Origin of the sequence: Asanoa sp. WMMD1127 (assembly GCF_029626225.1) — a bacterium.
In the GTDB taxonomy this organism is placed as follows: domain Bacteria; phylum Actinomycetota; class Actinomycetes; order Mycobacteriales; family Micromonosporaceae; genus Asanoa.
The window spans coordinates 3695258-3716349 of sequence record NZ_JARUBP010000001.1 but is presented as its reverse complement, the minus strand read 5'-3'; the positions used below and the strand labels follow the sequence as shown (position 1 = coordinate 3716349).

The 21092-nt window shown below is 73.0% G+C and carries 21 protein-coding genes, 1 pseudogene and 1 riboswitch; of the genes and pseudogenes, 9 read left to right on the top strand and 13 right to left on the bottom strand.

Going from position 1 to position 21092, the window contains the following annotated elements; translation table 11 throughout:
* Nucleotides 1–83 precede the first annotated feature (83 nt).
* The gene (locus tag O7635_RS17720) at nt 84–1373 is read left to right on the top strand and encodes a hypothetical protein (RefSeq protein WP_278081536.1); all 1290 of its coding nucleotides are present in this window, start codon (nt 84–86) and stop codon (nt 1371–1373) included.
* Here O7635_RS17720 and O7635_RS17715 read toward each other — a convergent pair.
* Nucleotides 1361–2284, bottom strand: coding sequence for an LLM class F420-dependent oxidoreductase (locus tag O7635_RS17715; RefSeq protein ID WP_278081535.1), 924 nt, complete (start codon nt 2282–2284; stop codon nt 1361–1363). The genes O7635_RS17720 and O7635_RS17715 overlap by 13 nt on opposite strands.
* A gap of 18 nt (nt 2285–2302) precedes the next feature.
* Between O7635_RS17715 and O7635_RS17710 the strand changes: the two genes are divergently transcribed.
* Genes O7635_RS17710 through O7635_RS17700 form a run of 3 tightly spaced genes read left to right on the top strand, consistent with a single transcriptional unit; the run spans nt 2303 to nt 4398 of the window.
* The gene (locus O7635_RS17710; RefSeq protein ID WP_278081534.1) at nt 2303–2809 is read left to right on the top strand and encodes a GNAT family N-acetyltransferase; all 507 of its coding nucleotides are present in this window, start codon (nt 2303–2305) and stop codon (nt 2807–2809) included.
* A gap of 2 nt (nt 2810–2811) precedes the next feature.
* The gene (locus O7635_RS17705; protein WP_278085512.1) at nt 2812–3597 is read left to right on the top strand and encodes an SAM-dependent chlorinase/fluorinase; all 786 of its coding nucleotides are present in this window, start codon (nt 2812–2814) and stop codon (nt 3595–3597) included.
* Between the two features lie 3 nt (nt 3598–3600).
* Entirely contained in the window at nt 3601–4398 is a 798-nt protein-coding gene (locus O7635_RS17700; protein WP_278081533.1) for a DNA-formamidopyrimidine glycosylase family protein, read from the top strand.
* A gap of 251 nt (nt 4399–4649) precedes the next feature.
* Here O7635_RS17700 and O7635_RS17695 read toward each other — a convergent pair whose 3' ends face one another.
* The 7 genes and pseudogenes from O7635_RS17695 to O7635_RS17665 all read right to left on the bottom strand — a co-directional run bounded on the left by O7635_RS17695 (nt 4650) and on the right by O7635_RS17665 (nt 11097).
* On the bottom strand, nt 4650–5435 hold the full coding sequence (locus O7635_RS17695) for a hypothetical protein (RefSeq protein ID WP_278081532.1): 786 nt from the start codon (nt 5433–5435) through the stop codon (nt 4650–4652).
* 15 nt (nt 5436–5450) lie between these two features.
* On the bottom strand, nt 5451–6353 hold the full coding sequence (locus O7635_RS17690; protein WP_278081531.1) for a PspA/IM30 family protein: 903 nt from the start codon (nt 6351–6353) through the stop codon (nt 5451–5453).
* Nucleotides 6354–6482: 129 nt separating this feature from the next.
* The gene (locus tag O7635_RS17685) at nt 6483–7013 is read right to left on the bottom strand and encodes a helix-turn-helix transcriptional regulator (RefSeq protein ID WP_278081530.1); all 531 of its coding nucleotides are present in this window, start codon (nt 7011–7013) and stop codon (nt 6483–6485) included.
* Between the two features lie 144 nt (nt 7014–7157).
* Entirely contained in the window at nt 7158–7637 is a 480-nt protein-coding gene (locus O7635_RS17680) for a CinA family protein (protein ID WP_278085511.1), read from the bottom strand.
* A 402-nt stretch (nt 7638–8039) separates the two neighbouring features.
* A pseudogene (gene pgsA / locus O7635_RS17675) lies at nt 8040–8615 on the bottom strand (CDP-diacylglycerol--glycerol-3-phosphate 3-phosphatidyltransferase); the annotation flags it as partial.
* Entirely contained in the window at nt 8612–10099 is a 1488-nt protein-coding gene (gene rimO, locus O7635_RS17670; protein ID WP_278081528.1) for a 30S ribosomal protein S12 methylthiotransferase RimO, read from the bottom strand. The gene rimO and the pseudogene pgsA, both read right to left, overlap by 4 nt.
* An 80-nt stretch (nt 10100–10179) precedes the next feature.
* Nucleotides 10180–11097 (bottom strand): ornithine cyclodeaminase family protein, encoded by a 918-nt coding sequence (locus O7635_RS17665; RefSeq protein ID WP_278081527.1) that lies wholly within the window; start codon nt 11095–11097, stop codon nt 10180–10182.
* Between the two features lie 95 nt (nt 11098–11192).
* Nucleotides 11193–11265, top strand: a riboswitch (guanidine-III (ykkC-III) riboswitch).
* Between the two features lie 7 nt (nt 11266–11272).
* Here O7635_RS17665 and O7635_RS17660 point away from each other — a divergent pair.
* The gene (locus tag O7635_RS17660) at nt 11273–11548 is read left to right on the top strand and encodes a hypothetical protein (protein WP_278081526.1); all 276 of its coding nucleotides are present in this window, start codon (nt 11273–11275) and stop codon (nt 11546–11548) included.
* On the opposite strand, the gene O7635_RS17655 is transcribed toward O7635_RS17660, so the two are convergent.
* On the bottom strand, nt 11499–13994 hold the full coding sequence (locus O7635_RS17655; protein ID WP_278081525.1) for a DNA translocase FtsK: 2496 nt from the start codon (nt 13992–13994) through the stop codon (nt 11499–11501). The two genes, O7635_RS17660 and O7635_RS17655, sit on opposite strands and share 50 nt — an antisense overlap.
* Nucleotides 13995–14105: 111 nt before the next feature.
* Between O7635_RS17655 and O7635_RS17650 the strand changes: the two genes are divergently transcribed.
* Entirely contained in the window at nt 14106–14534 is a 429-nt protein-coding gene (locus tag O7635_RS17650) for a YbjN domain-containing protein (RefSeq protein ID WP_278081524.1), read from the top strand.
* Entirely contained in the window at nt 14531–16081 is a 1551-nt protein-coding gene (locus tag O7635_RS17645; protein WP_278081523.1) for a YbjN domain-containing protein, read from the top strand. Before O7635_RS17650 ends, O7635_RS17645 begins: the two co-directional genes overlap by 4 nt.
* Before the next feature lie 28 nt (nt 16082–16109).
* Here the strand turns inward: O7635_RS17645 and O7635_RS17640 are convergent, their stop codons facing one another.
* From O7635_RS17640 to O7635_RS17630, 3 genes are read right to left on the bottom strand one after another with little or no spacing between them, the layout of a single operon-like run.
* Nucleotides 16110–16511, bottom strand: coding sequence for a DUF2784 domain-containing protein (locus O7635_RS17640; protein ID WP_278081522.1), 402 nt, complete (start codon nt 16509–16511; stop codon nt 16110–16112).
* Nucleotides 16512–16565: 54 nt separating this feature from the next.
* Entirely contained in the window at nt 16566–17402 is an 837-nt protein-coding gene (locus tag O7635_RS17635) for a class II glutamine amidotransferase (RefSeq protein WP_278081521.1), read from the bottom strand.
* A 14-nt stretch (nt 17403–17416) separates the two neighbouring features.
* On the bottom strand, nt 17417–18772 hold the full coding sequence (locus tag O7635_RS17630) for a glutamate decarboxylase (RefSeq protein WP_347405334.1): 1356 nt from the start codon (nt 18770–18772) through the stop codon (nt 17417–17419).
* A gap of 108 nt (nt 18773–18880) precedes the next feature.
* On the opposite strand from O7635_RS17630, the gene O7635_RS17625 reads away from it, so the two are divergent.
* Complete coding sequence (locus O7635_RS17625) at nt 18881–19411, top strand: GNAT family protein (protein WP_278081519.1); 531 nt, start codon at nt 18881–18883, stop codon at nt 19409–19411.
* A 58-nt stretch (nt 19412–19469) separates the two neighbouring features.
* On the top strand, nt 19470–20219 hold the full coding sequence (locus O7635_RS17620) for a hypothetical protein (RefSeq protein ID WP_278081518.1): 750 nt from the start codon (nt 19470–19472) through the stop codon (nt 20217–20219).
* Here the strand turns inward: O7635_RS17620 and O7635_RS17615 are convergent.
* Entirely contained in the window at nt 20199–21092 is an 894-nt protein-coding gene (locus tag O7635_RS17615; protein ID WP_278081517.1) for an aminoglycoside phosphotransferase family protein, read from the bottom strand. The genes O7635_RS17620 and O7635_RS17615 overlap by 21 nt on opposite strands.

Below are 21092 nucleotides of genomic sequence, written 5' to 3'. Positions count from 1 at the left end.
CAAGCTACTCCACCGCGCGGCCCGGCCTCCACCACACGAACGTGGGGCGCGCGTCCACCGCGCCCGCCTGGCACCATCAGTGCGTGCCGCTCACCGCATCCCGCGCGCTCATCCGGCAGACCGAGAGCTGGTTCGTCCGGCGCGGCGTGCCACAGATGATCTCCGGGTACGACTTCCGCCGGCACGTCCTGCCCCGCATGGTGCCGTACCTCGCCGTGGTGGCGGTGGTCGACCTGGCCTGGTTCGGCGCGCAGGCGGCCGGCGCCAGCGACCGCACCCGCGACCTCGTCGGGCTCGCCGCGGTCGTCGCCGGCCTCGCCGCCTGGCCCGCGCTGACCGCCTGGAGCCGCCGGATGCCGCGGTTCTCGCTGGTCACGGCCTGGATCCTGCTGGCCGGCTACGCGGTCCTGCTGGCCGCGGTCCCGTTGACCGCCCTGGACAAGGACTGGACCGGCGGCGACACGACGACCTACCTGCTCGCGGCGGTGGCGGCCACCGCCGGCGGCTACCTGGCGGTCACCTACGGCCTGCTGCCCTTGCTGCGCAGCGCCGTCCGGCACGCCATCGACGACATGCGCAACAGCCTGCGGCTGCAGGGGCGGGCGTTGCCGATGCTGCTGTTCGTCACGTTGTTCTTCTTCTTCACCGGTGAGCTCTGGCAGGCGATGCACCGCCTCGGCTGGGACCGGGTCGGCCTGGTGCTGGCCCTGTTCGCGGCGGTGACCATCCTGGCCAGCGCCGGCCGGTTGCGCGACGAGATCGGCCGGGTCGAGCAGGACCTGCGCCCCGAACGGCTCAGCCACGCCTGCAAACGCACGCCACTGTCCATGGTGGACATGGCCGACGTGGCGCCGGAGGGGCCGCTCGCACCGGTCCGGCTGACCAGCGGCCAGATCACCAACCTGCTGGTCATCCTGGCCACCCGGCAGCTGGTCCAGGCCGCCGTCGTCGGGCTCGGTCTCTTCGGCTTCTTCGTGCTGCTCGGCCTCCTCGTGGTGACGAGGGAGACCGCCGCGCAGTGGATCGGCGCGGATCCGGCGATGCTCGGCTCCGTCCCCCTCGCCCTGCTCAAGAACGCCGCGGTGCTGGCCGGCTTCGGCAGCATGTACTTCGCGGTCACCTCGATGATCGACGCCGAGCAGCGCCACCAGTTCTTCGCGCCGATCCTCGACGAGGTCGAGCGGGTCCTGGCCGTGCACGCGGTCTACGTGACGGTCCGCGACCACGTCCTGCCGAACGCCCCCGACGCGCGCCCGCGTCACCACGCGGACGCCGCCACGAAACCGCGGGAGGGGAGAGACGACGGGGCGCCGGCGCCGCCCACCCCAACGAGCCCCCAGGCGGCGCCGGCGGCGACCGATCAGGTCAGCTGAGGCGCGATCTCCGCCGCGATCAGCTCGATCAGGTCGATGTCACGCAGGTCGCGCAGCTGCAGGAACAACCGCGTCGCGCCGGCCTCCACGTACGCGCCCAGGTCGTTGACGATCTTGTCCGGCGTGCCGATGACGGCGCCGTCGCCGGAGTCGGTGTCCAGCACCTCGCCGCCCCAGCGCCGCCGCACCTCGGCGTCGGTCCGTCCACTCACGACGGTGATGGCGGCCGACTTCGTCGGCAGGTCGGTGCGGCCGGCCAGCACGCACGCGTCGTCGACCAGGCGGTAAATGCGGGACACCTCGGCCGCCGAGCGGAACGGCACGTTGAACTCGTCGGCGAACCGGGCCGCCAGCGCCGGTGTGCGCTTCGGGCCGGCGCCGCCCATGATGATCGGCGGCCGCGGCGACTGCACCGGCTTCGGCAGGCCGGGCGAGTCGACGACGTCGTAGTGCTTTCCTTCGTAGTTGAACCGCTCACCGGTCGGCACGGCCCACAGCCCGGTGATGATCTCGAGCTGCTCGGTGAGCCGGTCGAACCGCTCGCGCACCGGCGGGAACGGGATCGCGTAGGCCTGGTGCTCGGCCTCGTACCAGCCGGCCCCGAGGCCGAGCTCGATCCGGCCGCCGCTCATCTCGTCGACCTGCGCGACGCTGATGGCCAGCGGGCCGGGGTGGCGGAACGTGGCCGAGGTGACCAGCGTGCCAAGCCGCACGCGGGAGGTCTCCAGGGCCAGGCCGGCCAGCGTGACCCAGGAGTCGGTGGGCCCGGGCAGCCCGTCGCCGCCCATGGTCAGGTAGTGGTCCGAACGGAAGTACCCGTCGAAGCCGGCTTCCTCAGTGGTCCGCGCGGCCTTGACCTGGTCGGCGTAGCTGGCACCGAGTTGGGGTTCGGTGAAGATGCACAAACGCATGTGTGCCAACCTAGCCCGATGGATCCCTCGACCGGCTGGCAGATCCGCCAGTCCTTCGGCGGCGACGACCGCGAGGCGCTGGACACCTTCCACGAACAGAACTGGGGCGGCCCGATCGTGGTCGTCCACGACGAGGCGATCGATCTGCGGACGTTGCCCGCGCTGATCGCCACCGGCCCGGACGGCAAGCTCGCCGGCGCCCTGTCCTGGCGGGTCGACGGCGACGCCCTCGAGGTGGTCAGCATCGCCGCGGCGGCGACCGGCACCGGTGTCGGCACCGCGCTGCTCAACGCCGTCGTGGCCGAGGCCCGGTCCGCCGGTTCGAGCCGGGTCTGGCTGGTCACCACCAACGACAACCTGCGCGCCCTGCACTTCTACCAGCGGCGCGGGATGCGCATCGTCGGCGTCGACCCCGGGGCCGCCGACCGGGCCCGGCTGATGAAGCCGCGCATTCCGACCGTCGGCGAAAACGGCATCCCGGTCCACGACGAGTTGCGCCTCGAGCTGACCGTCGAAAGCCAGTGACCATGTGGATCAGCTTCACCACCGACTACGGCCGCCTCGACGGTTTCGTCGCCGCCTGTCACGGGGCGATCGCCCGGATCGCCCCGGCCGCCCGGGTCATCGACATCACGCACGAGGTGCCGCCGGGCGACGTCGCCCGGGGTGCGGTGGTGCTCGCGCAGACCGTCGGTGACCTGCCGACCGCCGTACACCTTGCGGTGGTGGATCCCGGTGTCGGCACCGCCCGGCGGCCGATCGCGCTGCGCGCCCCCGGTGGGTTGCTCGTCGGGCCCGACAACGGCCTGCTGATCGGTGCGGCCGAGGCGCTGGGCGGCATCGCGGAGGCGGTCGAGCTGCGCAACCCGGCATGGCGGGCCCCGACGGTCACCCGCACGTTCCACGGCCGCGACATCTTCGCGCCGGCCGCCGCCCAGCTCGTCGACGGCGCGCCGCTGGCCGACGCCGGCCCGGCCATCGACCCGGCCGAGCTGGTCCGCCTGCCGGAGCCGTCCGTGGAGGCCGGCGAGGGCTGGCTGGCGGCCCAGGTGCTCTCGGTGGACCGCTTCGGCAACGTCCAGCTCGCCGCCACCGCCCTCCCGGCGCCCCGGGGCAGCGCGGTCACGATCGCGGACGAGCCCGGGCGGGTCGGCGAGACGTTCGCCGACGCCCCGCCCGGCGGCCTGGTGTTGTTGATCGACTCGGCCGGCCGGGTGGCGGTGGCGGCCAACGGCGCGCCCGCCGACGTCGCCCTGGGCGTGCGCCCCGGCGACATGGTGCGGATTACCGTCGGCCCCGTGGGGCAGGATTGATGCGTGCCCGAAGGTGACACCGTCTGGAACACCGCCCGCACGCTCCAGCGCGCGATCGGCGGCGGTGAGCTGACCGCGTCGGACTTCCGGGTGCCCCGGCTGGCGACCACCAAGCTGACCGGCTGGCGGGTCCTGGAGTCGACGGCGCGCGGCAAGCACCTGCTGCTGCGCCTGCGCGACCCGGCCGGCACCGACCGCACGCTGCACTCCCACCTGCGGATGGACGGGGCCTGGCGGGCGTACGCGCCGGGTGAGCGCTGGGCCGCCAAGCCCGCCCACCTGATCCGCGTGGTCCTGCGCACGGCCGACGCGGTCGCCGTCGGTTATCACCTGCACGACCTGTCACTCGTGCCCACCGCCCGCGAGTCGGAGCTCGTCGGCCACCTCGGCCCCGACCTGCTCGGCCCCGACTGGGACGCGGCCGAGGCCGTGCGCCGGATCTCGGCCCACCCGGACCTCGCGATCGCCGAGGCCCTGCTCGACCAGCGCAACCTGGCCGGGATCGGCAACCTCTACAAGTGCGAGGCGCTGTTCCTGCGCGGCATCTGGCCATGGACCCCGGTGCGCGCCGTGCCCGACCTGCCCGGCCTGGTCTCCCTCGCCCAACGCCTGCTGGCCAACAACCGCGGGCGCTGGCTGCAGACCACCACGGGCTCACTGCGCAAGAGCGAAGCCAACTACGTCTACGGCCGCCGCGCCCAACCCTGCCGCCGCTGCGCCACCGCGATCCAGAAAGCCGAACTGGGCGAGCGAGTCACCTACTGGTGCCCCTACTGCCAACCCAAACCTGACGATCTTTGATCTGCGCGCGTCCGCGGTGGGCACGACCGCACGCTCCCGCGCGCCGGCGGGTCCGCGGGGGCCGGCGTCCGCGAGGGCGGCATCCGCGAGGCTCGGCGTCCGCGATGGCGGCATCCGCGAGGCTCGGCGGCCGCGAGGGGCGGCGTCCGCGAGGCTCAGCGCCCGCGGGGCTCGGCGTCCGCGAGGGGCGGCGTCCCCTCCGGGGCGGTATCCGTGATCGCAAGATCATCGCCGCCCTTAGTGCGGCGAGATCAGTAGGCGGCGCGGATCGGGTCGGGGGTGGTGGCGCGGACTTCGGCGAGGCCGGAGGCGACGCCCCGCAGGAGGTCGCTGGCCTCGGTGAGGCGGGAGACCGACGGGTGGGCGCCGCTGAGGCGGCCGTCCTCAGCCACGTAGGAGGCGGCGGCCGCGACCAGGCGCTCGTAGGCCGTGACGCCCTCGTCGAGCTGCTCGGTCAGGTCGCGGTGGGCTTCGGTCAGGCCCGGCTTGGCGTCCGGCGGGGCCAGCCGCATCGCCTTCTCGACGCCGGCCACCCGGTGGGCCAGGTCGCGTAGCTGTTCCTCGGCCACCGCGGCCTCCAGGGCCGCGCTGCCGCCCATGCCGGTCAGGCGGGGCGCCAGGGTGGCGAGGGTCCCCGACGCGCGGTCGAGGCGGTCCCAGCCGGCCGCGGCGGTGCTGCCCCGCAGGGCGAAGCGGCCACGCTGGCGGCGCACCTCGGCCAACGCCGACCGGCCGCCGGGCGCCGACTCGAGCGCGGCCAGCAGCTTCGCCCGGGTGCGTTCCGCGGCGATGGCCGGGTCCTGCGGTGGCGGGGCCGGGATCGCGGCGACGCGGCGCAAATCGGCCCAGCGCCAACCCGCCAGGACCAGCGAGCCGCCCGCGGCGGCGGCCCAGGCGGCGTCGGGCAGGCCCAGGCCGGCGTATGGGGTCAGCACGGCGGCCGCGCCCGCGAAACCCGCGCCCACCACACTCCAGCGGCGGGCGGAGCGGCGTAGCCGGCGCAGTCGCCGGAAGTAACGGGCCCGCTCGTCGGCCACGTGTGCCCCCTCGCGTCAGCCGGCGGCGCTCGATCCGCCGGGGTTCTTGTCCTTGGACATGCTGGCGCGCAGCTCGTCGAGGCGCGCTATGCCGGCGACGTCGGCCTCCGGCTCCTTCTGCTGCTCGCCGTTGCCCTGCTGGGCCTCGGCGGGCGCCTCGACGGCCGGGCGCTCGGCCCCGCTGCCCAGCTTCTCGCCGGCCATGCTGGCCCGGATCTGCTCGAGCCGGCTGGCGCCGGCCATGTCGAGGCTCGACCGCTGGACCTCGAGCATCCGGCCCTCGACCGAGTTGGAGGCCAGCTCGGCGCGGCCCATCGCGTTGGCGTAGCGCCGCTCGATGCGCTCGCGGACCTCGTCGAACGACGGCGTGTTGCCCGGTGCCGCGGTCAGCGACGACATCGACTCCAGCGAGCGGGCGACCGTCTCCTGCATGCGGGCCTGCTCGAGCTGGCTGAGCAGCTTGGTGCGCTCGGCGAGCTTCTGCTGGAGGATCATCTGGTTGTTCTCGACGGCCTTGCGGGCCTGCCCGGCGGCGTTGATCGCCTGGTCGTGCAGGCTCTTGAGGTCTTCCATGCCCTGCTCGGCCGAGACCAGCTGGGAGGCGAGCTGCTGGGCGGTCTGCTCGTACTTACCCGCCTCGGACTCGTTGCCCTCCGCCCGGGCCTTGTCGGCCAGCACCAGCGACTGCCGCGCCATCGAGCCGAGCTTCTCGACCTCGGACATCTGGCGGGACAGCTTCATCTCGAGCTGGCGCTGATTGCCGATCACGGCGGCCGCCTGCTGCACGAGCGCCTGGTGCTGCCGCTGGGCGTCTTCGACCGCCTGCTGGATCTGCACCTTCGGGTCGGCGTACTCGTCGATCTTGGCGCCGAAGAGCGCCATCATGTAACGCCACCCCTTGACGAACGGGTTCGCCATGTCCGCGGTATCCCCTCGTGTCCGTGCCTATGGCCGTCGCTCCATAGTCTCAGGCGCGCGCCAGCCGGTCACTGCCTTGGCAGCTATTGATCACAGTACGCGCGGTAGGAATCGGCGGCTATCTGAAGCTCAGGCGGCGAAGACGACGTCGCGGTCGCGCTGACCGCCGGCGTTGCGCTTGGCCCGCAGGGTGGCCTTGAGCGGCGAGGTCTGGTGCACCGAGACCGACACCTTGCCGTCGGTCGCCACCTGGCGCACCGGGGCCTGGTTGCGCGTCGACCGGGTGGCCAGCGCGGCCGCCGGGGCGGCTGCGGGCTCCGGGGCCTGCGCCGGATCGAGCACCGGCGTGGTCGGCTCGACGCGAGCGGGCTCGAGCTCGGGCGGCGTCTCGTCGTCGCCGACGCCGACCAGCACGCCCTCCATCTGCTCGGCCAGCGCCAGCGTGTCGCTGGCTTCGCGGAGCAACTGGGACAGCTGGGTGTCGAGGGCGTCACAGATGGACGAGAGCAGCTCGCTGGAGGCCTCTTTCTGCCCCCGCTCGATCTCGGAGAGGTAGCCCAGGCTCACGTTGGCGGCCGTGGAGACCTCGCGCAGGGTCCGATGCTGCCCCTGTCGCCGTGCGCGCAATGCGTCGCCGATCACCCGACGTAGCAGGACCATTCGCACCTCCCCCTCCGCCGTCGCCGCCGACCTCCGCCGAGGGCTTCCCGCAACCGTACCCGTTCTCCGCTTCACCGACATCCTGCCCCGCCGGGCGACCGGAGGTCCCAGGAGCGTCAGAAGTCCGTTTTGTCCCCGACTCGCCTAGACACCCGCCCGCTCGGAGCGCGAATTGTTCGCCGCAGGCGAACGCAGCAGCTCGGCCAGCAGTTCCAGGGCGTGGGAAACAGCGCCGGCGCGGACGGCCGCCCGGCCCCCGTCGAGCCGCAGCTCGTCGACCCGGCGCCCGCCCGGCCCCGCCACGGCGACGTAGACCAGCCCGACCGGCTTGTCGTCCTGCGGCTCCGGCCCGGCGACGCCGGTCGTGGCGATCGCCCAGTCGGCCCGGCAGGCCCGCCGCGTCCCCTCGGCCAGGGCCAGGGCGACGTCGGGGTCGACCGGCCCCTGGCTGGCGAGCAGCGGCTCCGGGACGCCGGCGAGGCTGGCCTTGAGGTCGGTCGCGTAGACGACGAGGCCGCCCCGGAACACGGCGCTGACCCCGGCGACCTCGACGATCGTCGCGGCCAGCAGTCCCCCGGTCAGCGACTCGGCGACGGCCAGGGTCTCACCCCGTTCGACCAACATGTGTACGGCCGGCGCGGCCTGACTCGGTTCGGGCGAAATCGGCTTTGTCACCCGGTGATTGTGCCCCCGCGCGGCCCGCTCAACCCCGCACCCGCCACGCTGCCACCCTGTTCGCGCGACGCTTTGCTCTGCAGCCATATACGCAACACCCTTGGCCGGACCCGTTGCGTATTTGGCTGCAGAGCAAAGCCGCTACGCGAGACACCACGCGCCGCTTGCGGCGCGCGCGTCCGGGCGCAGCGAAGTCGCCGGCCAGGGTGAGTCGGTGCGGTTGCCGCCGGCGGGTGGGTTTCTGGCGATCGTGCCGGCGGAGTCGGCCGGCGGTGGGTTTCAGGCGGTCGTGCCGGCGGAGTCGGCCGGGGAGTCCGGCGACGTGACCGGGTCGGTCGTCGCGGGACGGCCTGCGCCGCGGCGCAGGCGGATCGCCTGGAGGACGTAGTCGAGGCCCGTCACGACCGTCACCACCACGGCCGCCGTCATGATCCAGAAGCCGACCGGTTCCAGGAAGGACGGGACGGGCCAGAGGTACCAGGCGATCGCGACGATCTGCAGGGCCGTCTTCAGCTTGCCGCCGCGACTCGCGGCGATCACGCCGTAGCGGATCACCCAGAAGCGCATCAGGGTGATGCCCCACTCGCGGGCCAGGATCACCACCGTGACCCACCACGGCAGCGCGTCGTACCACGACAGCAGCACCAGCGCCGATCCCGTCAGCGCCTTGTCGGCGATCGGGTCGGCGACCTTGCCGAACGGGGTCACCAGCGCGTAGCGGCGGGCGATCCAGCCGTCGACCAGGTCGGTGGCGGAGGCGAACGCGAACGTGAGGCACGCGGCGATCCGCCAACCGGCGTGTTCGAGCTGCGACGTGACGGTCAGCACGACGAACACCGGCACCAGCAGCAGGCGCAGCGCGGTGAGGCCGTTGGCGGCGTTCAGGACAGGGGCGACGGTCGGTGCGGGGTCGGAGGCCCCGGTCACCGGGCGACCGCCGCAAGCGGACGCGCGGCGCTGATCATCTCGACCGGCACCGCGACCAGGTCGACGCCTTCCGAGGCGGTGACGCGGGCCCGGACCAGGTCACCGGGGACGAGCGCGGCCAGGTCGACCGAGCCGTCGGCCGGCGCCACCAGGGTGGTCGAGCCGTCGACCTCGGGCGCCTGGTGCTCGCCGCGGCCTTCCACCACCCCGTCGGCGACGGTGTCGACCAGCACGTCGACGAAACCGCCGACCCGCTCCTCGGCCCGCTGCGAGCAGAGCTCGTCGGCCAGCGCGCTGAGCTTGTCGTACCGCCGCTTGATCGTGGCGGTCTTGACCTTGTCGGCGAAGCCGGCCGCCTCGGTGCCGTCCTCGTCGCTGTAGTCGAAGACGCCGATCGCGTCGAGCCGGGCCTCGGTCAGGAACCGGACCAGCTCGTCGAAGTCGCCGCGGGTCTCGCCGGGGAAGCCGACGATGAAGTTCGAGCGCGCGCCCAACGACGGCGTCAGGGAACGGGCCGACGCCAGCAGCTCCAGGAAGCGCGCGGTCGAGCCGAAGCGCCGCATCCTGCGCAGCACCGGCTCGCTGGAGTGCTGGAACGACAGGTCGAAGTAGGGCGCCACACCGGGCGTCGTCGCGATCGCCTCGACCAGGCCGGGGCGGGTCTCGGCCGGCTGCAGGTAGCTCGCCCGCACCCGGACGATCCCCGGCACGGCGGCGAGCTGCGGCAACAGCTTCTCCAGCGCCCGCGGGTCGCCGAGGTCCTTGCCGTAGGAGGTCGAGTTCTCGCTGACCAGGACCAGCTCGCGGACCCCGGTGCCGGCCAGCCACTCGGCCTCGGCGAGCAGTTCGTCGGGCGTACGCGAGACGAACGCGCCCCGGAACGCCGGAATCGCGCAGAACGTGCACCGCCGGTCGCACCCGCTGGCCAGCTTGAGCGAGGCCACCGGGCCACGGTCGAGCCGGCGCCGCAGCACGCCGCGCAGGTGGGCGGGGGTGTGCTCGTCGACGATCGGACCGTGCCCCGGCTGCACCACGGCGGCCGCGCGCCGGGCCACGGGCGTCAGCGGCAGCAGCTCGCGGCGGTCCCGGGGCACGTGCGCGTCGATCGTCTCGCCGGCCAGGACGGCGTCGAGCCGGGCGGCGATGTCGGGGTAGTCGTCGAAGCCCAGCACCGCCTGCGCCTCGGGCAGGCTGTCGGCCAGCTCCTTGCCGTAGCGCTCGGCCATGCACCCGGCGGCGACCACCTTGGCGCCGGTGTCGGCGGCGGCGAGCAGCGTCTGGATCGAGTCGTGCTTGGCCTTCTCGACGAAACCGCACGTGTTGACGAGGACCACGTCGGCGCCCTCGCCGTCGGTGGTCACGTCCCAGCCACCGCCGTGCAACCGGGCGGCCAGCTCCTCGGAGTCGACCTCGTTGCGGGCGCAGCCCAGGGTCAGCAGCGCGACCCGGCGACGGGCGTCATCGGTCGAGGAGGAAGCGGACACTCAACGAGGGTACCGGGCCGTGCTGATCAGATTCCGCAGACATCAAGACGCTGACGCGTCCCGATGGCTGCCGGTCACCGTCATCCGACGTCCGCGGACGTCAGCAGCGCGGCCACCCGATCGAGCAGGAACACCTCGGTGCCCGCGAGTCCCACCGACAGGAACACGGAGATCTCCTCGGCGGAGGCACGCCCCGGCGCCGCCCCGGCCGCGATCGCGCCCAGGTCGCGCAGCGGCGTGCCACCCAGCAACAACGGCGGGTCGTAGGAGCCTGCCTGCGCCGGCGAGTCCGTGGCCAGCACTCCGGCCCGCCCCACCAGGTCGAGCCCGAACTCCGCCCGCCCCTGCTGCTTGAACCCGACCAGGTTGACGTGCGCCCCCGGCGCCAGGTCGGCCGCGGCCAGCACCGGCCGTTCGCTGGTCGTCGCCACGATCACCACGTCCTGCCCGTCCACCGCGGCGGCCGCGCTGTCCACGGCCACCGCCGGGAGGCCCAGGGAGTCGGTGACCCGCGCCGCGAACGCGGACCGCCGCGCCGCCGACCGGCTGAACACCCGCACCGACCGCACCGGCCGGACCGCGGCCGTCGCCCAGACCTGCGTCCACGCCTGCCGCCCGGACCCGATCACCCCGACGCTGACCGCGTCAGCCCGAGCCAGCAGGTCGACGGCCGCCCCGCCCAGCGCCCCGGTCCGCCGTGAGCCGATCTCCTCGCCGACCGCGATCGCCCGGATCCGCCCGTCGCGGGCGTCGTGCAGCACCACGAGTTGCTCGCCGTCGGCGTGCCCGAAGGTGTCGTAGGACCGGAACCCGTACCACTCGTCGGCGAGGTGTCCCGCGGTCATCACCAGCCGGCCGCCTTCGAGCACCGCGCTGGCCCGGGGTGGCGCGATCAGCTGACCGGCGTGCGCCGCGACCAGCGCGTCGCGCATGGCCGCGACGGCCGTCGGCGCATCGAGCCGGGCGACGACGTCGGCATCGGTCAGCAGCAGCGGCACCAGACCATCCTTGATGGTGAACCTTGGTTGAGGTCAACGACCCACGCGGTGAGGAATCCCACCATCCCGGGCGCACAAACCTGGCTATGGTCTAGGCGGCGGCGCCAGGACCGGCGTCCACCCCGGACGAGCAGCGCTCCGTACCCGGCCGAGCAAAGACGGTGCGCACCACACCATGCATCTTGTCGACATCGTCGAGATCATCGGCTCGCTGCTCATCCTCGCCGGATTCGCAGCCTCGCAGCTGGGCAAGCTCGACGCGCACTCCGTCCCGTACCTCGTCCTCAACATCGCCGGCGCCGGCATCCTGGCGGTGATCGCGGCGTCGCAACAGTCCTGGGGCTTCCTCCTGCTGGAGGGCACCTGGACCGTCGTGTCGGCGATCAGCCTGGCCGCCCGCGTCATTCGACGCGGAGACCGGCCAGCGCCTCCTCCAACTCATCAGGTTTGACGAGCACGTCGCGGGCCTTCGACCCCTCGGAGGGGCCGACGATGCCCCGCGTCTCCATCAGGTCCATCAGCCGGCCGGCCTTGGCGAAGCCGACCCGCAACTTGCGCTGGAGCATCGACGTCGACCCGAACTGCGAGGTGACCACGAGCTCGATCGCCTGCACCAGCAGGTCGAGGTCGTCGCCAATCTCCTCGTCGATCTTCTTCTTCGGGTCTTCGGGCTTGGTCAGCACGTCCGGCCGGAACTCCGGCTCGCGCTGCTTCTTGCAGAAGTTGACGATGTCGGTGATCTCGGACTCGTTGACCCAGGCGCCCTGGATCCGGACCGGCTTCGACGCGCCCATCGGCAGGAACAGCCCGTCGCCGCGGCCGATCAGCTTCTCGGCGCCGGGCTGGTCGAGGATGACCCGCGAGTCGGCCAGCGACGACGTGGCGAACGCGAGCCGCGACGGCACGTTGGCCTTGATCAGGCCGGTCACCACGTCGACCGACGGGCGCTGGGTGGCCAGCACCAGGTGGATGCCCGCGGCCCGGGCCAGCTGCGTGATCCGGACGACCGAGTCCTCGACGTCGCGCGGCGCCACCATCATCAGGTCGGCGAGCTCGTCGACGATCACCAGCAGGTAGGGATAAGGCCGGATCTCCCGCTCGCTGCCCGGCGGCGCCTTGATCTGGCCGGCCCGGACCTTGCGGTTGTAGTCGTCGATGTGGCGCACGCCGGCCGCGGCCAGGTCGTCGTAGCGCATGTCCATCTCGCGCACGACCCAGTCCAGCGAGTCGGCCGCCTTCTTGGGGTTGGTGATGATCGGCGTGACCAGGTGCGGGATGCCCTCGTAGGAGGTCAGCTCCACACGCTTCGGGTCGATCAGCACCAGCCGCACCTCGTCGGGCGTGGCCCGGCTCAGGATCGAGACCAGCAGCGAGTTGAGGCAGGACGACTTGCCCGCGCCGGTCGCGCCGGCGATCAGGATGTGCGGCATCTTGGCCAGGTTGGCCACCACGTAGCCGCCCTCGATGTCCTTGCCGAGCGCGACCAGCATCGGGTGGTGGTCGGAGGTGGCCGCGTGCGAGCGCAACACGTCGCCGAGCGCCACGTCCTCGCGGTCGGAGTTGGGGATCTCCACACCGACCGCGCTCTTGCCCGGGATCGGGCTGAGGATCCGCACGTCGGGAGACTTCACGGCGTACGCGATGTTGCGCGAGAGCTGGGTGATCCGCTCGACCTTGACGCCGAGCCCGAGCTCGACCTCGTAGCGGGTGACCGTCGGCCCACGGGTGAACCCGGTCACGGCCGCGTCGACGTCGAACTGCTCGAAGACGCCCTGCAGCGCCGCGATCACCTCGTCGTTGGCCTTGCTGCGGGTCTTCGGCGCGCTGCCGCCCCGCAACAGGTTGGCCGGCGGCAACAGGTAGGCGCCCTCGACCGCGTTGATGGCCAGCTGCTCGGCCCGGGTCGGCAGCGGCGAGTGGGCCGGCGGCTCCGGCGCCTGCTTGCGGACGGCGGGCACCTTGGCCGGCTTGGTCCGCGGCAGCGCGACGGTGTCGTGGATCACCTCGTCGTCGTCGGCTGGGGCCGACTCGTCGTCGCCGAGGCCGAGCACCTTGCTGCCCTGCCGGCGGCGGGTCGTGGGCCGGCGGCGGGCGGCCGGCGCCGCCTCCTCGTCGTCCTCGTCGAACGGCTCGGGGTCCTGGTCGGAGTCGGCCGGCAGCGGCCGGCCGAGCAGCAGCGCGACGAGCAGGCCGAGCCGCTCGGGGACCTTGTTGATCGGGGTGGCGGTGACCACCAGCACGCCGAAGAGCAGCAGCAGCACGAGCAGCGGCACGGCGACCCAGGCGGTGACCGCCCGCTCGAGCGTGGCCCCCACCGCGGCGCCGATCAGCCCGCCGGCGTGGTCGCGCTGGGCGGTGTCGATCGGCGCCTGGCTGATGTGCAGGATGCCGGCCACCGCGACCAGCAGCGAACCCCACCCGACCAGGCCGCGGCCGCGGTGCTCGGGCTCGACCAGCGGCCGCATGAGCCGGATCGCCCAGATCAGCAGCAGCACGGGCAGCGCCACGGCGATGGCGCCGATGAACAGCCGGACGCCGTCCTCGATCCGCTGGCCGACGGGACCGGCCGAGGAGAACCAGACCGCGACGGAGGTCAGGATCGCGCAGCCGAGCAGCAGCAGGCCGGCGCCGTCGCGGCGGTGCTCGGGGTCGAGGTCGCGGGCGGTGGCGGCCTGCCGGCCGACGCCCCGGACGACCCAGCCGATGCTGTGCGCCAGCCCCATCCAGAGGGCTCCGCCGGCCCGGCCGACCAGGTAGCCGACGCTGCTGGGCTGGCGCCGGCGGTAGGTCGAGCGGGCCCGGGTGGTGCTGGCCGGGGTGCGCCCGCGGGTGGTCGTGCTGGCCCGGCTCGACGCCGCGGTGCGGCGCCGGCTCGTCTGCGTGGCGCGGCCCGGCATGGTCTCACGGTAAGGGCCAGCAGGTCGCGCGCCACGCGCCACGCCGCGTGACAATCACTCGGCTTCGCCGGCACTGGCTGCTCGGGCCGCGACGCGCCTACTATCGCGGGCGTGGATTCGGCGGGCGGGGCGTTGCTGCCCCTGACCAACGAGCTGATCGCGGGCGTTCTCGACGGGCACGGTTACGCCTTCGCCCAGGACGCCGACGGCGACCTCGTCGGCCGGTGGGACGACAACCTGATCTATTTCTTCCGGCTCGGCCGGGGCGGCGAGATCCTGCAGGTCCGCACGCTGGCCAGCCGGACCTTCGGCATCGACGACGTGCTGCCGCTCTACACCTTCTGCAACGGCTGGAACCAGGATCGGCTGTGGCCGAAGGCGTTCGTCCACGTCAACGACGACGGCACCGTACGCGTCGTCGGTGAGGTGGTCGCCGACCTCGAGCACGGCGTCACCGCCGACCAGCTCGACCAGATCCTGGCCTGCGGGATCTCCAGTGGCTGCCAGCTCGCCGAGACGCTCGAACGGCTGAAGCTGTGAGCGACGCCCTCGCCGCCGCCCGCGACCTGCCGCCCGGCCCCGACAAGGTGGCCGAGCTCGACGCCGTGGTCACCGCGGCCGACCGGGCCGGCGACGTCCGGCTCGGCTTCGAGGCCCGGCTGGACCTGATCGACGCCTGCCTCGACGCGGCCGAGCCCGCCCGGGTGCTGGGCCTGTTCGCCTGGTGCCGGGCCGCCGCCGACCGCGAGCCGATGCTGTTCACCGACACCGAGCTGGCCCTGCTGCGCTACTACCACCTGTGGGCGGTCGGCACGTTCCGCGCGTCGCCGGGCGTCGGCCTGGCCGAGACCCAGGCGCTGCTGGCCGACCTGGAGCGGCGGTTCGAGCAGGACAAGCGGCCGCTGTTCGCGACCCACCGGCTGCGGGCGGAGATCGCCGACCACCTGGGCGACCTGGCCGCCGCGCGCGACTGGCTGGCCCGCTGCGACGCGGAGCTGCCGGCCGTGCCGGACGCGGATTTCTTCACGGACGGCCAGGCGGGCGACACCGGGTTCTGCCCGAGCTGCTACCTGGCCGACCGGGCGTTCCTGCACGCGGCCTGGGGCGACTGGGCGGCCGCGGTCGAGGCGGCCGAGCCGGTGCTGCGGGTCGAGGCGAGCTGCCCCGAGCAGCCGGACCGCGCCCTGGCCGCCCTGATGATCCCCTACCTGCGGCTCGGCCGGTTCGACGAGGCGGCCCAGGCGCACCTGCGCTCCTACCGGCGGCACCGGCTCGACCGCGCCTCGTTCCCGCTGCTCGCCGACCACCTGCGGTTCTGTGCGCTGGCCGGGCTGGCCGGGCGCGGCGTCGACCTGCTGGAGACGCACCTCGGCGACCTGGACGACCCCTACGACGAGCTGTCGGCGATGCGCTTCGCGGCGGCCGGCACGCTGGTCTGCCGGCGGGCCACCGCGGAGGGCCTCGGCGACCGCCGGCTGCACCGGCCGACCCACGGCGACCGCCCCGCCGCCGACGTGACGGTGCGTGAGCTGGGCACGGTGCTCGCCTCCGTGGCGGCGACGCTGGCCGCCCGGTTCGACGCGCGCAACGGCACCGACCACCAGTCCCGGCTGGTCGGCGACTGGCTGGCCGAGCTGCCGGTGGTAACCAGCGGCGCGATCCGGCTCGACGACGCCCCGCTGGGCCCGCTGACGCTCGAAGCGCTCGTCGAGGCGCTGGACGCGCGCGGCGACCATTACGCGGTCGACGAGGACGGGCTGGTCGGCGGGCGCTGGCCGGGCGCGTACATCCAGTTCGAGCGGCTCGGCGAGCGGCGCGAGATCCTGCAGGTGCGGGTGGTGGCGGAGCGGCGGCTGCCGGCCAGCCGTTTGATCGAGGCCTATGAGTTCTGCAACGCCTGGAACCACGACAAGCTGATGCCGAAGGCCTACGTGCACGACACCGGCGAGGGCGAGCTGCTGCTGGCCGGCGAGGTGACCACGGACCTGGAGTACGGCGCCACCGCCGGCCAGCTGGCCACCCTGGTCAATGCCGCGATCGCCACGGGCACCACGTTCGCGGCGGCCGTCGCGGACCTGCCAACCTAGCCGCGGCGGCCGTCGCGGACCTGCCCGATTAGCCGACCCGCTGGCCGCGCATCTCGACGCCGGCCGCGGCACGGGCCCGGCGCCGCCGCCTGAGCACGAAGAAGCCGACGTAGGAGATCAGCACGATCAGCGCCAGCACCGCCTGGGCGACGTGCACGTAGCGCTCGGGATAGAGCACGCCCTCGATGTAGGTGTCGACGAACCCACGGTTCAGCGGACCTTCGCCGGCGTTGGTGCGGGCCCAGTTCTCGGCGTACGTCAGGGGGCAGTTGAGCCCGAAGCCGATCAGCGCGATGCCCCAGCCGATGGCCGGCAGATGGAACCAGATCGCCTTGGGCCACTTCCAGGCGAGGAAACCGCCGAGCAGCACGTACGCCATGAAGGCGAAGTGCAGGACCAGGAATGCGGTCGCGAGCTCTTTCCACCCCACGACTGCGAGCGTATGACGGATCAGCGGCGCGGTCCCTGAGTACGCGAACCCAGCTCAGCGGGGGTTGAAAGCGGACATCTCGTCCTGACCGTCGTAGATGACGCTGTAGGTCGACTCGGGCACCTCGCGGAACGCGTCCGGCATGACGCCCAGCGGCTCCGACACCACCAGCCGGTCCTGCGCGGAGAGCACCCGCAGCGCCTCGACCTCGGGGTGCACGGCCCGCAGGCCCTCGACGGTCCGCGAATAGAACAGGGTGCGGGACTGGTGGGCGGTCGAGTAGCGGAACGCCCAGATCCGCTCCCCGTCGGTGGTGGCCACGGTCATCTGCACCGGGTCCTCCACACCGTGCCGGGCGGCGGTCGACTCGACGAACCCGACCATCCGCTCGACCGCCGCGACCGGGTCGTCCCGCAGCCCGTACGTCAGGGCCAGGTAGAACATCGCCTCGGAGTCCGTGCTGCCCTGGATCAGCGGGTAGAGGTCGGCGTCGACCTCGAGCAGCAGGTCGCGCTTGAGCCGCGCGAAGTCCCGGATCGAGCCGTTGTGCATCCACAGCCAGCGCTCGTGGCGGAAGGGGTGGCAGTTGGTCTCCTGGACCGCTGTGCCCGACGAGGCCCGCACGTGCGCGAAGAACAGCGGCGACCGGATGTGTTCGGCCAGGTCGCGCAGGTTTCGGTTGCTCCAGGCCGGCCCGACGCCGTGGAACGTGCCCGGTGTCTGCCGGGTGACCGGGTCGGTCGGGTACCAGCCGAGCCCGAAGCCGTCGCCGTTGGTGGTCTCGGCGCCGAGCTCCGCGTGCTGGCTCTGGTCGATCAGCGAGTGCTTCGGCTTGTAGAGCAGCGAGTCGATCATCAGCGGCGAGCCGGAGAAGGCCATCCAGCGGCACATGGGCGGCGCCCCTTTCAGTGGTGGAACGACGACGCGTCGGCCGCGGTCCGGCGCGGGCCGGGCTGGGCCTTCAGCTCCGGCAGCGCCCGGTCCAGGTCGGCCAGGAGCAGGTCGGCCATGTCGTGGGAGAACCCGTTGCGCACCACGACCCGCAGCACGGCGAGGTCGGTGCGGTTCTTCGGGAAGGTGTACGCCGGCACCAGCCAGCCCCGCTCGCGCAGCGCCCGGGACACGTCGAAGACGTTGTAGGCGGTGACGCCGGGCGCGGTGGTGAACGCGAACACCGGCAGCTGGTCGCCCCGGCTGACCAGCGCGAACTGGCCGGTCTCGGCGATCTTCCCGGACAGGTAGGTGGCCACGTCCCGCGACGCCTGCTGCACGGCGCGGAACCCTTCCCGGCCGAGCCGCAGGAACATGTAGTACTGCGCGACGACCTGGGCCCCGGGCCGGGAGAAGTTGAGCGCGAACGTCGGCATGCTCCCGCCGAGATAGTTCACGTTGAAGACCAGCTCCTCGGGGAGCAGGTGCTTCTCCCGCCACAGGACCCAGCCGACGCCCGGGTAGACCAGGCCGTACTTGTGACCGCTGGTGTTGATCGACGCCACCCGGGGCAGCCGGAAGTCCCAGGCCAGGTCCGGGTCGAGGAACGGCGCGATCATCCCGCCGGACGCGCCGTCGACGTGGATCGGGATGTCCCAGCCCCGCCGCTCCTGGAGGTCGTCGAGCGCGGCGGCGATCTCGGCCACCGGCTCGTAGGAGCCGTCGAAGGTGGACCCGAGGACGGCCACCACGCCGATCGTGTTCTCGTCACAGCGGGCGACGGCCTCCGCGGCGTCGAGGTGGAAACGGTCCCCCGCCATCGGCACGAGCCGCGGCTCGACCTCCCAGTAGTTGCAGAACTTCTCCCAGCAGACCTGGACGTTGCCGCCCATCACCAGGTTGGGCCTGCCGCCCATCGACCCCTTGGCCCAGCGGCGCTTGAGCGCCATGCCGGCGAGCATGCAGGCCTCGCTGGAGCCGGTGGTCGAGCACCCGATCGTGCCCGCCGGGTCCGGCGCGTGCCAGAGGTCGGCCAGGATCGCCACGCAGCGCCGCTCGATCTCGGCCGTCAGCGGGTACTCGTCCTTGTCGATCATGTTCTTGTCGGCGCACTCGGCCATCAGGACGCCGGCCTGCGGCTCCATCCACGTCGTCACGAACGTCGCCAGGTTGAGCGCCGCGTTGCCGTCGAGCAGGAGCTCGTCGTGGATCAACTGGTGTGCGACCGCGGCCGGCACCGGGTCGGGGCCCAGCTTGTGCACGGGCAGGGTCAGCTCGCGACCGAAGTCCGGGTTGGCGGTGGTGGCGACGATGTTGCCGGCGCGGTGCATCGGCTTGGGACCGGGCGCCTTCCCCGCGTGCAACGGCATCCCGCCTCCTGGTTCGCGCGACCAGCCCAGGCTATTGCGCGGTTTGCTCCCTTCGGGTACGAACGCCGCATGTTGCGTGGCGAGAAGGTGTTGTTGCGGGCCCGCCGGGACGACGACGTGGCGGTGCTGCACGCCGACCTCTACGACGACGTGGCCACCCGGTCGCGGGCCGACGGCCGGGCCTGGCGACCGATCCCACCCGGCTCACCGGCGTCGCCGTTCGTCCCGGTGCCACCCGGTGACGACGCGGCCATCTTCAGCGTCGTGCGGCTCGCCGACGACGAGCTGGCCGGCGACGCTCTGCTGTGGAGCATCGACACGCACAACCGGTCGGCGCACGTGGGCATCTCGTTGCGGCCGTCGATGCGCGGCGGCGGCCTGGCCGTCGACACGGTCCGCGTGCTCTGTCACTACGGCTTCCGCGTGCGCGGGCTGCACCGGCTGCAGCTGGAGACGCTGGCCGACAACCAGGCGATGATCGCGGTGGCCGAACGGGTCGGGTTCCGCCGCGAGGGGACGCTGCGGCAGAACTCCTGGGTGGCCGGCGAGTTCCTCGACGAGGCGGTGTTCGGCCTGGTCACCGACGAGTGGGCCGGCTGAGCGCTGTCCCGCTCCCGGGGGATTCGGATAGGTCTCGCACACCGGTACTTTCGGGCATATGGCCTGGTTCCTCAACCCCGCGCTGACCCGCTTCCGCACCGAGGTCGACAGCCGCTGGCCCCGGCGCGACAAGACGTCGGACGGCACCATCGGCGACCGCGCGCACCAGGCGACCGACTCCGACCACAACCCCGACAAGGACGGGTCGGTCGACGCCTGGGACATGGACGTCAACGGCGTCGACGTGCAGCAGGTCATCAACGCCGCGCTCCGGCACGAGTCGATCCAGTACGTGATCTACAACCGGCGGATCACCAGCCGGTCGTGGGGGTTGGGCAGCTGGCGCGCGTACGACGGGGTCAACCCGCACACCGGGCACGTGCACTTCAACACCCGCCCGTCACACGAGAACAGCACCAAGCCGTGGTTCGCCGAGGAGGACGACATGACACCCGCACAGGCCAAGCAGCTCGAGGTCGACGCCTGGCGGCTGGACGCCCTGACGTTCGGCGCCGACAGCATCCGCAGCGGCCCCCGCAAGGGCGAGGCGATGTGGATGGTGCGCACCGTCAAGGCCATCGCCAACGCGGTGAGCCAGGTCGACGAGCAGGTGGCCGCGCAGCTCAAGAAGGACCTCGCCGCGATCGACGCCGCCGTGGCGGCCAACCGGGCCGAGACCGCGCAGGTCGACGAGCAGGTGGTCGAGCGGCTCGGCGCCGTCGCCACGCCGGAGGAGCAGGCCCGGCTGCTGCGAGCCGTGCTGGGCGACCGGGCCAAGGAGGTCGGGCTACTCCTCGCCCAGGGTTGAGCCCACCTCGCGGATCACGTAGCGGGCGTTGTCGGCGAACACCGGGTTGGTCCGGTGGTAGTAGACGAGCGCGATGACGGCGATCGCCAACGCTCTACCGCGCCCGCGGCGCCAGGTGGTTTCGTCGACGTCGAGCGCCGCCCGGAACGTCTCGCGGGCCTCGGCGGTGAGCAGGTTCCACGCGACGATCAGGTCGGCTGACGGGTCGCCGACCCCGAGGGTGGCGAAGTCGATCACGGCGGTCAGCCGGCCGCGGTCGTCGACGAGCAGGTTGCCCGGCATCAGGTCGGCGTGCAGCCAGACCGGCGGGCCGGTGTAGTCGGGCACCGCCAGGTCGGCGTCCCAGGCCTCGGTCGCCGCGGCCAGGGTCTCGGCGTCGAGCACGCCGCCGAGCCCGGCCAGCGCGGGCCGCACCGCGTCGTCGAGCGCCGAATGCCCACCACCCCGGTACGCGGCCGGCGCGTCGGGCAGGTCGACGGCCCGCATGGCCGTCACGAAGGCCGCCAGGTCGGCGGCCAGCCCGAGCGGGTCGGCCAGCTTGTCCTCCACCGGCACCGTGCCGGGCAGCCAGCGGTAGACCGCCCACGGCCACGGATAGCCCTCTGCCGGCCCGCCGGCCGCGACCTGCTCCGGGATGGCAACCGGCAGCCGCGGCGCGAGCCGGGGCAGCCACCGCGCCTCGGTCTCGATGTCGCCCAGCGACCAGTCGACCCGCGGCAGGCGGACCACCAGGTCGTCGCCGAGCCGGAAGAGCGCGTTGACGGTGCCGGCCGACGGCACCCGGCGCAGCGGCCGGCCCGCCCACTGCGGGAACTGGCCCGCGACGAGCCGCCCGACCAGCTCAGCGGTGATCGGGAACTCGCCGGGGTGCAC